General features: G+C 44.7%; 11 protein-coding genes. 4 read left to right on the top strand and 7 right to left on the bottom strand.

Going from position 1 to position 12,548, the window contains the following annotated elements:
• Positions 1 to 104: 104 nt before the first annotated feature.
• Complete coding sequence (locus tag AB4329_RS08765; protein WP_017059495.1) at positions 105 to 467, bottom strand: DUF3024 domain-containing protein; 363 nt, start codon at positions 465 to 467, stop codon at positions 105 to 107.
• Between the two features lie 253 nt (positions 468 to 720).
• On the opposite strand from AB4329_RS08765, the gene AB4329_RS08760 reads away from it, so the two are divergent.
• Positions 721 to 1,536, top strand: a complete 816-nt coding sequence (locus AB4329_RS08760; RefSeq protein ID WP_372138042.1) for a phosphate ABC transporter substrate-binding protein — start codon at positions 721 to 723, stop codon at positions 1,534 to 1,536.
• A gap of 76 nt (positions 1,537 to 1,612) precedes the next feature.
• On the opposite strand, the gene AB4329_RS08755 is transcribed toward AB4329_RS08760, so the two are convergent.
• The 3 genes from AB4329_RS08755 to AB4329_RS08745 form a co-directional block, all read right to left on the bottom strand.
• On the bottom strand, positions 1,613 to 2,299 hold the full coding sequence (locus AB4329_RS08755; protein ID WP_372138040.1) for a MaoC family dehydratase: 687 nt from the start codon (positions 2,297 to 2,299) through the stop codon (positions 1,613 to 1,615).
• Between the two features lie 334 nt (positions 2,300 to 2,633).
• Positions 2,634 to 5,786: an efflux RND transporter permease subunit gene (locus tag AB4329_RS08750; RefSeq protein ID WP_372138038.1), complete on the bottom strand. Its 3,153-nt coding sequence runs from the start codon at positions 5,784 to 5,786 to the stop codon at positions 2,634 to 2,636.
• A gap of 11 nt (positions 5,787 to 5,797) precedes the next feature.
• A complete protein-coding gene (locus AB4329_RS08745) occupies positions 5,798 to 6,934 on the bottom strand; it encodes an efflux RND transporter periplasmic adaptor subunit (RefSeq protein ID WP_065584750.1) in 1,137 nt (378 codons plus the stop codon).
• 259 nt (positions 6,935 to 7,193) lie between these two features.
• On the opposite strand from AB4329_RS08745, the gene AB4329_RS08740 reads away from it, so the two are divergent.
• The gene (locus tag AB4329_RS08740) at positions 7,194 to 7,637 is read left to right on the top strand and encodes a dCMP deaminase family protein (RefSeq protein WP_017059490.1); all 444 of its coding nucleotides are present in this window, start codon (positions 7,194 to 7,196) and stop codon (positions 7,635 to 7,637) included.
• Between the two features lie 86 nt (positions 7,638 to 7,723).
• On the opposite strand, the gene AB4329_RS08735 is transcribed toward AB4329_RS08740, so the two are convergent.
• The 3 genes from AB4329_RS08735 to pepT all read right to left on the bottom strand — a co-directional run bounded on the left by AB4329_RS08735 (position 7,724) and on the right by pepT (position 10,479).
• Positions 7,724 to 8,566, bottom strand: a complete 843-nt coding sequence (locus AB4329_RS08735) for a mechanosensitive ion channel family protein (protein WP_372138036.1) — start codon at positions 8,564 to 8,566, stop codon at positions 7,724 to 7,726.
• A 136-nt stretch (positions 8,567 to 8,702) separates the two neighbouring features.
• Positions 8,703 to 9,170, bottom strand: coding sequence for a DM13 domain-containing protein (locus AB4329_RS08730; protein WP_017064357.1), 468 nt, complete (start codon positions 9,168 to 9,170; stop codon positions 8,703 to 8,705).
• 76 nt (positions 9,171 to 9,246) lie between these two features.
• A complete protein-coding gene (gene pepT, locus AB4329_RS08725; RefSeq protein WP_017059487.1) occupies positions 9,247 to 10,479 on the bottom strand; it encodes a peptidase T in 1,233 nt (410 codons plus the stop codon).
• Between the two features lie 348 nt (positions 10,480 to 10,827).
• Between pepT and AB4329_RS08720 the strand changes: the two genes are divergently transcribed.
• Both AB4329_RS08720 and AB4329_RS08715 read left to right on the top strand, forming a co-directional pair.
• Positions 10,828 to 10,974, top strand: a complete 147-nt coding sequence (locus tag AB4329_RS08720) for a hypothetical protein (protein ID WP_017059486.1) — start codon at positions 10,828 to 10,830, stop codon at positions 10,972 to 10,974.
• Positions 10,975 to 11,346: 372 nt separating this feature from the next.
• The gene (locus AB4329_RS08715) at positions 11,347 to 12,399 is read left to right on the top strand and encodes an aldo/keto reductase (RefSeq protein ID WP_372138034.1); all 1,053 of its coding nucleotides are present in this window, start codon (positions 11,347 to 11,349) and stop codon (positions 12,397 to 12,399) included.
• The last annotated feature ends 149 nt before the right edge of the window (positions 12,400 to 12,548 follow it).

The following is a 12,548-nucleotide window of genomic DNA, read 5'->3' as shown; positions in this document are numbered from 1 at the left end:
GGTGTGGGATGAGATGATTTGGCTTTGGGATTCAGTGGTTGAGTTTTGATACTCATTGATTCAGCTTTGCGAGCAGGCCACCAGCAAACGTGAAAACAGAGTGACTATGACCAGAAGTACGATTTAGGGTCTTTTTCTATTTCCGCCAAAATAGCATCAAGATCCTTCGATTTAGGAAGGTACGGATACGGCCCCCAATTCACAGAGTCGGTTTCGACATCCCCTTCAAGCGGCACCATCACTAACCAACAAGACAGCGACTCATCAAAAGTCACGCAGACGATCTCGTTTGTATAATCACTGTGAGATGAGTCGAGTAGATAATGCGCCTGAGAAAACAGCACACCACCCTCACACTCTTCATATAGGGATTTGCCTAGCTCGACAGGTAAACTTCGATTTCGAGATGTACAGAGCCTCTCGGCCCCAATTAAAAGACGATTCAGCTCGATATGAATGACGGACATAACACCCCTTGTAACTTCATAGAAACTTCTAAGTAGTGAATTCCTCTACTTAGCTTAGGACTCAACAAACATTTTAGCGAACAAGCGTAATCAAAATACCTGCCCTGCTCCCAGAAACGAATCTTGCTTTCGGAAACCCAGAAAGCTACGACTCATCAAGCGAACAGCTATACATCGAGAGTATGGAATTTCACAAAAGTGTCATATAACCGACCTATCATATGCGACAAATGTTATTAACTAGGAGTTGTTTATGTTACGAGTCGCGCTTGCCTCTCTTTTATCCTTAGCCCTGTCTTCTCATGCTGCTTTAGCACAAGAAACCACTATTTCGGGCTCCACTTCAGTATCACGAGTGATGGATGTATTAGCTGAGGAGTACAACAAGACTCACCCTGATAACTATATTGCGGTTCAGGGCATTGGTTCTACAGCAGGTATTACCATGGTTAATAAAGGTGTCTCTGACATCGGTATGAGCTCGCGTTATTTAACCGACCGCGAACAAGACGAGAAGTTGAAGGTATTTCCAATTGCCTTTGACGGCCTAGCTGTAGTAACTAACCGCTCAAACGCTGTAAGCAACGTTACACGTGAGCAGCTGTTCGATATCTACAAAGGCAAAATTACGAACTGGAAAGCTGTGGGTGGCGCAGATCAGCCTATCGCAATTGTCACTCGCGAAGCGTCTTCTGGCTCACGCTATAGCTTCGAAAGCTTGCTTGGTTTAACGAAGATCATTAATGACCGTCTAGTGTCTGACATCAACCCAAATAACTTGGTTGTAAACAGCAACAGCATGGTTAAAACGATTGTTAACCATAACCCACACGCGATTGGTTTTATCTCTGTTGGTTCAATCGACCGTTCGATTAAAGCAATTACATTTGAAGGCGTAGAGCCAACATCTAAGAACATTGCTAACCACAGCTATGAATTGGCTCGCCCATTCTTGTTGCTGCACAAGACAGACTCAGTTTCTGACGAGAGCAAAGACTTCATCAAGTTCGTGAAGTCAAAGCAAGGGCAAGACCTTATCGAAGAGTACGGCTACACTCGCATTAAATAAGTGAGTGAGTTTTATCTTATGAAAAAAAAGAGAGAGCATTAAGCTCTCTCTTTTTTTTGGAATCTATATGGTTCGTTTAGAAGTGAAGTTGAATCACTGAAACGATCACAGCGCCAGGACGACGAATACCTTCGATTTCGACGCGAATTTCGCGTTCAATCTCTAGGCCTTTCTTAATTGGCGTTACTTTTGTTAGCGTACTTTTAGCACGAACATTACAGCCCGATTTAACAGGGTATGGGAAACGTACTTGGTTAAGACCAATGTTTACGACCATCTTCGCTGTTGGGAATTGAGACTTGTCAGGGTCAACACTGTCAGTCAATCGAGGAAGCAGAGATAAAGTTAAAAAACCATGTGCGATGGTTGTTTTGAACGGAGAGTCTGTTTCCGCTTTTTCAGGCTCAGTGTGAATCCACTGCATATCTTCAGTAACAAGGCCGAACTGGTTAATACGGTCTTGACTTACATTGATCCAGTCGCCAGTATGGATGACTTCACCGATCTGTTGATTAAGCTCATCAAACACAAGTTGTGCTTCTGGCTTAAGTACGATCGGCTGTTCCACCGGCATCTCTGGTGCATCTTCATTGACAGCAGGTTTGTGGTGATCACGAACCCACGCAAAGAAATGGCTATTTTGCGTACGATTAAGAAAGTCGCCCCAGTAATCTCTAAGAGCTGGAGACATCCATTGCATAAACTCTGAGTGTTGCGAAGACATGCTATCGCCTCGGTGTTTAAATAAATCAATGACTTTCATAAGAACCTCAATGCACAAAAAATTTCAATATAACTTCGTAATTTTGAAACACTTCACACTATTGTGCAAATGTTTTCGAGCATACAACCGTTAGCTGAACCTTGTTAAAATCATATTAAACATATACTTACCAATAAAACATCATTTTATTACAAAACCCAAATTAGAGTGTTAGCTCTATCACATGACAAACATTTGTTTATATAAAAGGCGTTTTTATTCATAAGTGGAATAAAAAAAGGCTTAGCGCAATGCTAAACCTTAGTTGTTACAAGGAATTAGTTTTCCGAGGGTTGGTCTTGTAAGAGACGAATCTTACAAGACACTCAATCCCCTATTCGTCATCAAGCGGAACCAGCTTGGTATTACCACCGTGTGCTTTCTCACGCTTACGTTGCACGAATGCGTAGAAGCCAGGGATTAGGAACGTACCCGCCAGTAACACACATAACAGGCCGCCGATCAGTGAAATACCCAAAGAGTTCTGACTCACGTGACCTGCGCCCGCAGCAAAGATAAGCGGGAAGATACCTAAGATGAACGACCAAGACGTCATGTTCACAGCACGGAAACGTAAAGTACCGCCCTTCACCGCCGCATCTTCAATCGGTGCGTCTTTCTCTTCACGCTCTACCTTTGCGAATTCCACAATCAAGATTGCGTTCTTCGCGGCCAAGGCTATCAAGAGAACCAAACCTATTTGTGCATAAAGGTTCAGCGGAGTGCCCGTTAGATTCAATGCCAAGAAGGAGCCTAAGGTTGCGACAGGTACCACGAGGATAATCGCAATCGGAATTGTCCAACTCTCGTATTGAGCCACCATAAACAGGTAGATGAAGATCAGAGCCAGTGCGAAAGCAAAGATCGCTTGGTTACCTGCTAGTACTTCTTGGTAAGCCATGCCTGTCCATTCGTACTGATACCCCTGAGGCAATACTTCTGCAGCTACGCGTTCCATTGCCGCAATCGCATCACCACTTGAGTAACCTTCTGCAGGTTGACCTTGAATCACGGCACTGCGGTACATGTTGTAACGCCATGCTACATCTGGTTCAAAGATCTGGTCGTAAGTCACCAATGTGCTTAACGGGATCATCTCGCCATTAGACGAACGAACGTGGAATCGTTGTAGGTCGTCCATGCTGCTACGGTGTTCACTGTCAGCTTGCATGGTTACGCGGAAGTTCTTACCAAACATGGTGAAGTCGTTCACGTACAACGAACCAAGGTTACCTTGTAGTGTTTGGAAAATTTCCGACAACGGAATACCTAATTGCTGCGCTTTCTCACGGTCAATATCGACATAGTAGTGAGGTACGTTCGCACGGAAAGTACTGAATGTGTGTGAAATCTCAGGCTGTTTGCTCGCCTCAGCTATCACGTCATTCATCACCATAGCAAGATCAGTACGGCTTCGGCCTAGCGTATCTTCAAGTACAAACTCGAAACCAGACGCGGCCCCCATGCCCGGAACTGCAGGAGGCCCCATCGCAAACACGACAGCTTGAGGAAGTTCAGTCGCAGCACGACCATTAATACGCTGTGAGATAGCCTGAGCAGAGTGTTGACCATCCAGTGCATTACGCATGTCCCAATCGTGAAGCTTGATGAACATTGACGCACCATTCGACGCAGAAGCGCCCGTCATGAATGCATAGCCGTTAACCAGTGTTACACCGTCAACGCCAGGCTCTTGTTCAACCATCTCTAACAACTGCTTCGTCACATCCTCGGTACGAGACAGTGAAGCCGCATCCGGAAGTTGAACGTTAACCAGTAAAATACCCTTATCTTCTTGAGGTACGAACGCCGTAGACGTGGTTTTCGCGAAGTAAGTTACCGCTGCTAGCGCCACAACGAAGAAGGTAAACAGCAGAACACCCTTTTTCACAAGGAAGCCTGCAATTTGACCGTATTTGTTGGTTACTGATTCAAGACCACGGTTAAACGCTTGGTACCAACGAGCCGTATTACCACCGCCCTGCTTAAGAACTAATGAACACAATGCAGGTGACAGTGTTAGAGCATTAATAGAAGAGATAACAACAGCGATACAGATAGTTAGAGCAAACTGACGATACATGATACCGGTAATACCTGGCAGCATAGCTACTGGAATGAATACCGCTAACAGTACCAACGTCGAAGTAACAATCGGACCCGTTACTTCCTTCATTGCGATAAGCGTTGCTTTACGCGGTGAGATCGTTGGGTCTTTGGCCATCGTGGTATCAACGTTTTCAATAACCAAGATCGCATCATCTACTACGATACCAATCGCCAATATCAAACCAAATAGAGTCACCGTGTTGATGGTAAAGCCTGTCATCTGCATGACCGCAAAAGTACCAATCAAAGATACAGGAATCGCAACCACCGGAATCAAAGTCGCACGCGCACTACCTAAGAACAGATACGTTACCGCGATAACCAGTAATATCGCTTCAATTAGCGTTTTTACTACGCCTTTGATCGACTCTGCAACGAAGAGTGTCGTGTCATAACTCGCCTCATAAGCAACGCCTTCAGGGAAATTTTTGCCTAAATTATCCAGCATCGCCATCACCGCTTTACCACTTTCCAGCGCGTTAGCGTCTGATTGAAGTGACAACGTTACGATTGAAGCGTCTTGACCACGGTATTTACCATTGCCATCGTAGAACTTTTTACCAAGCTCAACGCGTGAAACGTCTTTTAAATAAACCGTTGAACCATCTTGGTTTGCACGAAGTACAACATTTTCAAACTCATCAGCCGTTTCTAGTCGGCCTTTGGTTACCAAGTTGAACTGCACTTCTTGTGCGTTGTTGTAAGGTGCAGCACCAATACGACCAGCCGCTACCTGAACGTTCTGTTCAGCCAAGGCGCGATTCACATCAGAGGTGGTTATATTGAGGTTAGCCATTTTCTCAGGGTCTAACCAAACACGCATCGCGTATTCGCCACCACCCAATACGTTAACTTCACTGATACCCTTTACACGGGCCAATTGGTCTTTAATGTTCAAGTTCACGTAGTTGATCAAGAATTGATCGTCATACTCTCCGTTCGGCGAGTAGAAGTTCAATACCATCAGCAAGTCAGGAGAACGCTTCTTGACCGTTACACCCACCATTCTTACTTCTTGTGGAAGTTTCGATTCGATCTGAGCAACACGGTTCTGCACGTTGACCTGAGCCATATCAGCATCAGTACCGACATCAAAGGTCACGTTAAGGTTGTATGAACCATCGTTAGCACTTTTAGAGGACATGTAGATCATATCTTCTACGCCGTTAACCGACGTTTCTATGGGGTCGGCTATCGCCTGCTCCACCACTTCAGCACTTGCGCCCGTATAGAATGCAGACACACTGACCGACGGTGGGCTAATTTTTGGATATTCAGCCACCGGCAAGATAGCGAGAGAAATCGCACCCGCCAGCGTTAATATGATGGATATAACAAGGGCAAACTTAGGCCTTTGAATAAAGAAACGACTCAACATAAATAGCCCCCTTACTCAGCTTGTTCAGCAGAAGCTTGAATACGAACAGACATACCATTACGTACACGCTGTAGGCCTTGAGTGATGACTGCGTCATTCTTCTCCAGACCGGAATGAACAATCACACCACCTTCAACCTGACGACCCATTTCGATGTTTCTGCGCTCAGCAACGGGTTCGGCTTCTCCTTCAACTAATACCATCACGAAGTCGCCTTCGAGGTCGGTTTGCACTGCACGACGAGGAATAGTCACAACATCAATAGGTTGTTTTTCACGTAGATCAACGCGAACGTGTTGGCCTGGAAGTAGTTGCTGATTCGGGTTATCAGCAATCGCACGCATCGCGATCGTACCAGTATTAAGGTTGATACGGTTGCCCAAGAAGTCAAGCTGACCTAGATGTTCGAACGCTTCACCGTTCTCAAGCATGATCTGAACTTCAACACCTGCAGAGTCGCTGCTGCCATCGCCTTCGATGCGGTCCATACCCAGCTCAATACGCTCACGCTCACTGATGCTGAACGATGCATGGATTGGGTCTAGGCTAACCAAAGTTGTCAGAACACCTGAAGACGGTGAAACTAGGTCACCTTTACTTACTTTAGTGTCACTGATTCTTCCAGAGAAAGGCGCGATAATTTTGGTGTGAGAAAGTTGGACATTCGCGGCGTTTAACTGAGCTTGGCTTGCTTCTAACTGTGCTTGAGAACCTAATAGGTTTGCCGTTAATGCATCAAATTCAGATTGAGAAATACTGCCCTTAGGAAGTAGGTTCTTACCACGATTGAAATCAAGTTCGGCTTTTTTAAGGTTGGCATTCGCTTGAGCAACAGCCGCTTTCGCGCTTGCTACTTCTGCTTCAAATGATGAAGGCTCAATTGAGTAAAGCAATTGCCCCTTCTCGACCATTTGGCCTTCTTTGAAATGGCGGCTTTGCAGGTAGCCAGAAACTTGTGCAGTAATTGCCGTGTCTTCAACGGCTTCAATACGACCGATGTACGACTTACTTTGTTGGTGAGAAACGACGCTAACATCCTGTACAGCTACGAGAGGTAAAGGCGCTTGCTTGGCATTCTGAGCATCTTGCCCACATCCAGCAAGAATAAGAGAGCTTGCAAGAGCCGTAAGGATTAACTTTTTACGCATGGTTATACCGTCACTTATGAGAAATTGAACAGCATAAAAGTTACGTAACACAATTGCTTCAAATGTCCGAGGAATATCAATTATAACTGGCCAAAGTGTATCAATATGTTAATTGAAACCAAGTGCTTATAAAGTGATTACAAACACGCTACAATTCCTAAGTAAATCAATCTCTCAGCTTTTGTTCTCTATGGATATTGTCTAACATAATGTATTGTCAGACAGATAAGCATTCACATTTAATTGTTAAGGAATTCTCATGATTTCAAAATGGGCTAAACGTTTCTATCAAATGGCGGAATTGGTCGGTTCTTGGAGTAAAGATCCTTCAACTCAAGTCGGCGCCGTAATCACTAAGCACAACCGCATTGTTTCTGTTGGTTTTAATGGCTACCCACATGGCGTGTCTGATAGTGCGGATACTGATGACAGAGAGATGAAGTACCTCAAGACACTTCACGCTGAAGAAAATGCGATCTTATTCGCCAAGCGTGATTTGGACAGCTGTGAAATCTGGGTGACTCACTTCCCTTGCCCAAACTGCGCAGCGAAAATCATCCAAACCGGTATTTCTGCGGTTCACTGCCCAGAGCAAAGTGAAGATTTCCTTTCTCGCTGGGGTGACAAGATTAAAGTGAGCCAAGATATGTTTGAACAAGCAGGCGTAAAAGTCGATTGGTTGCCACTGGCTGACCTAGATTAAACGAACAGATAGTTAGAACAAAAAAGCCGAGAGTCGATATTATCGCTCTCGGCTTTCTTTTGTTTGGGGCTCAGCGGACTGCAGGATTAAGCACTGACAGGAAATGCTTCAGCGTATGCTTCCATGAAATCTTTACGAATCTCTTGCTCTAGATAAACCGCCTTCTCGGTTGGACAGAAAATCATAAAATGGACTTCTTGCTCACCTGTCGAACTGCTTGTGATATGGATGTGAGGCTCAGAACCCGGAAGGTCAACACCAGCGTGCTTTTCGATCACACCGTTGTAACGGCGAGCAACATCGATAAACTCTTCGCAATGCTCTTCAATTTTCACAATAAGACCCGGCACCATAGGGTATAGGTTTACAAAGTCTTTCACCGTCACAAAAAAGTTATGATAAACATAGCGCTTCATAAAGTTGAGGTTCTTTACCGGATAGGTGAAGAACATACTATTAGGCAGCGTGGCTGTCTTACCAGTGAAGTGATATTGCCCATGATACAAATCGATTTCTTGAATCACAGTCGCCATCAAATTGTGCTCAATCACCTCACCGCTTATTTTACCCACTTCGATCCAGTCGCCGATTCTAAATGAGCGAGAACTCGCACGCTGAATAGAACCGGTGAAACACAAAATGATCTCTTTTGAAGCCACTACTATCGCAACAGCAATGGCCGTGACAGATAGCGCAAACTCGCTGATTTCGGATTTCCACAACACAAATAACGTTACAACAATAATCGCGAATGTGCCGTTTTTGGTTCGTGACATCCAGTTACGTTGGTCTTCACTAAGGAAAGCAACATCACCTCTTATTTGAGATAAGGTGATTCGGCGAATGATTAATATAAGAGTGATAATCAACGCACTAAAAATAAACTTATGAGCGAGTAGAAAATCAATTACTTGCCACAACTTTTCCATTACTTATTCCTTAGCATTACAACAGTTAGCTTTACAACGGTTAGCTCTACAAGAAAGCCGCTAATATCTTTTCTATGAAAAAGCGCTCAACTCCTGAGCGCTCGTTTACAATCTGGTATTAGCCTAGCTAAGGCTATCATTTTATCTTGGCAGAAGTAATAAATTGACCAAAAGTTTCACACCAAATCACAACCGTATTAAATCGATTAAGATCAGTACCTTCGGGAAGCTCAACCATAAAGCGGTCGAATGTTTTCACATCTCCGACTCTCAATAACTCGTTCTTGCTGTCATTGAAAGCGTGCTCGGTTTCAATGAACTTAGGCGAGAGATAAACCTTGTAATCAGGTCCCGGCGCCAATTCACCTTCAAAAGCGATCGCACTTTCGGATACTGAGACGATGCCTTCTCCCCAGTGCAAGAAGTCACTGTCTTGTCGATCTTTAGTGAACTCGCCCGTGTAGATAGCCTGCTCACTGATCGCTTCAACAGAACTTGAGGAAGGAGAATCAGGCTCAATCAAGATAGGCAATGCGTAAACACCTAGCCCAAAACCAACAGCACCCACGGCTAAGTGGGTGCAAAGTAAAACTAACTTTTTCATCGCGTACTCCCTTATGCTTAAAGAGAGTATTATTGAATACTCTCAAAAATACAAAGAGATATAACGCTCTGATGTTCTATTTTTGGTAATGCGTTGCTGTACGTTGTGACAGTTCAACAATCACTTTTACCGCTTGCTCCATGCCTTGAATGGTAATGAACTCATGAATACCGTGGAAGTTGTAACCGCCAGTAAAGATATTCGGACATGGTAGCCCCATGAAAGATAAGCGAGCACCGTCTGTACCACCTCGGATTGGTTTAACCATTGGCTCGACATTGCACTCAATCATCGCCTGCTTGGCCAATTCAATAATATGTTGATGCGGTTCAACCATCTCTTTCATGTTGAAGTAGCTATCGGTTAGCACCAGCTCAACACGGCCTTTCTCAAGGCGCTCATTCAGCTCATCGACTTTCTGCTGCATGAATGCTTTACGCGCTTCTACACCCTCACGTTCAAAATCACGGATGATGTATCCCAGTTCAGAGCGAGCCACACCCATTTCCGCCGATTTCAGGTGGTAGAAGCCTTCATAACCTTCTGTGCACTCTGGTGTTTCTTGCGCAGGCATCATCAATTGGAATTGCGCTGCAATGTTCATCGAGTTCACCATTTTATCTTTTGCGGTGCCCGGGTGAACGTTCACGCCATGACAGATAACATCGGCGCTCGTGGCATTGAAGTTCTCAAATTCCAACTCCCCTACTGGGCCACCATCGATGGTGTACGCCCACTCGGCGCCAAATTTTTCAACGTCAAACAGGTTCGCACCGCGACCAATCTCTTCATCCGGCGTGAAACCAATGCAGATGTCGCCGTGTTTGATGTCTGGATTCGCTTTCAGGTAAGCAATTGCACTGATGATTTCAGCGATGCCCGCTTTGTTGTCGGCACCAAGCAGAGTTGTGCCGTCAGTCGTAATCAGGTCGTGACCATGTAAAGAATCAAGATCTGGATACTGGCTTGGGTTCAAACTCTCGCCACTTTCCCCTAATTCAATCGTTCCACCTCGGTAATCTTTAATCACTTGTGGTTTCACGTTGGCGCCTGATGCGTCAGGAGCGGTATCCATGTGCGCCACAAAGCCAATCGCAGGCACATCGTAATCGACATTCGACGGCAGTTTCGCCATCAAGTATCCATTGTCATCTAAAGACACATCAACTAAGTCTAATGCCACCAATTCTAACTTTAAGGCTTCAGCAAAGGTAATTTGACCCGGTGAACTTGGGCATTGCTGATTAGAAGGATCGGATTTGGTATCAAAAGTAACGTAATTCAGAAAACGTTCTACAAGCTTTTCCATAATTCATCTCACCATGGATTAAGTAATTGATTTACTGACTTAATTATTATGTCGATAAGTGATACATCGTTAAATAAATACGAGCACAGAGTCAGTAGCGAGGGTTTTCATCTTACGCCCCTGACCATGTATGTAATTGCTCTAAATCATTATTGTGCGAAATTAGATGCGCTTCCTATACTTGAAAACAGAGGGTTTCGTCAGTTCAACATTGCATACGGATGATAAGAGATCGCTTTGTACGCATTCTACGCCCTCCGCTCTCAGCCTAACAAAAGTACAAAGTGGATGATGATCACAATTTATCCTTGATGCAGAATCTGTCATACGTTACACGGAGACACAGTTATGACGATTAATAAATATTTCATTTTCTCTCCTCAAGCCTCTGAGGAAACGCTTCGACCAGTATTAACTGAGAAAGAAGTTCAAAGGCAGGAAGCTCTAAGACAGGCGCAGATCCAGGGTGGATTAGACACAAACGCGACCTCGTAACTCAATGAATACCTAGCACTATTAAGACCCCTATAAAAAAGCTCTACGCTCTATCCGGTAGAGCTTTTTTTATTTTTGATCTGTTCTCCTCTCCCCCACTCCCAAACAAGCTGAACATTAAACCTTCGCTCATTGCTTGTTGTTCTTCACTTCTCGATCACCAATTGGCTCATAGTTTCTCGCGAATGTATTTTCACGCATTGCACACACTAGCTTGCAGCGCTGAGAAATGACTCACTAAACTCCCCGATGCCATACCTTGTCGTGTCATTTTGTGCTAATAATTCATATTCGTTTTCATTCCTCACTCGCCCTCTTTTCAAAACTATAATGCGAGTACCAGAGAACCTAACCACAGGAACCCCGAATTCAATGGAATATTCAAAGCTAGGAAGTAGTCAAATTCCCGTTTCCCGTATCTGTCTTGGCAGCATGACTTGGGGGCTACAAAATACGCAGCAGCAAGCCGACCAACAGATCGAATACGCATTAAGCCAAGGTATTAACTTTATCGATACTGCAGAGATGTACGCGGTTCCACCTTCTCCAGATACCTACGGAAAAACAGAAGCGATCATTGGTAACTGGTTATCGCGTAACCCACAGCGTCGACAAGAGTTGATCATTGCGAGCAAAATTGCCGGGCCAGGGCTTCCTTGGGTTCGAGATGGCGGCCCGATAACGGGTGAAGCGGTGATCGCAGCCGTTGACGCATCATTAAAACGCCTACAAACAGACTATATCGACCTTTACCAACTTCATTGGCCAAATCGTACAACGCCTCACTTTGGTAAGCATTTCCCGAATCACATTCGATTCAGTGATATTGACCGAAAGCAGCATGAAGCTGAGATGTTGGAAATCCTACAAGCACTGGCAAGCTGCATTAAGGCGGGGAAAATTCGCCATGTCGGGCTTTCAGATGATTCTACTTGGGGCATTAACACATACCTCAAGCTGAGCGAGAAACACGATTTGCCACGTATGGTTTCGATTCAGAATGAATTTAGCTTGCTGCACGCAAAAGACTGGCCATATCTGATTGAGAACTGTGTGCATGAAGATGTCGCTTACCTGCCATGGTCACCTTTAGCTACAGGCATGTTGAGTGGAAAGTACATCGATGGCGCAAGACCGGAAGGCAGCCGTTGGACTTACATGCAACGTAAAGGCATTTTTCGTGATACTGAATCTGCCAATGAAGCGGTTAAAGGCTATGTTGAAGTGGCGAATGCTCACGGGTTCACTCCAAGCCAACTGGCATTGGCTTGGTGTAATCAAGTTGATGGGGTGACGTCCACTATCATTGGTGCAACGACCATGGAGCAGCTAAAAGAGAACGTAGCCGCTTTCAGTAAACCGTTATCAGAAGAGATCCTGACTGATATCAACACAGTCTTTAAGCGCTACCCTGCTCCGTATTAGGCTGTCAGTTCAGCTTAACTTAAGTAAGTAAATCCCATAAGAGCGCGCTATTTAGTGCGCTTTTCTTTTTTAAGTGGATCGCTTTTGCTTTTTATATGGATCGCATTGAGCTATCACGCTTTTGGTTCGCTAACCTTTGCTCTATAATG

It is taken from the genome of Vibrio sp. 10N.261.54.A5 (assembly GCF_041471145.1).
Taxonomy (GTDB): domain Bacteria; phylum Pseudomonadota; class Gammaproteobacteria; order Enterobacterales; family Vibrionaceae; genus Vibrio; species Vibrio crassostreae_C.
The sequence above is the reverse complement of the archived record's forward strand: the minus strand, read 5'-3'. Positions and strand labels throughout refer to the sequence as shown.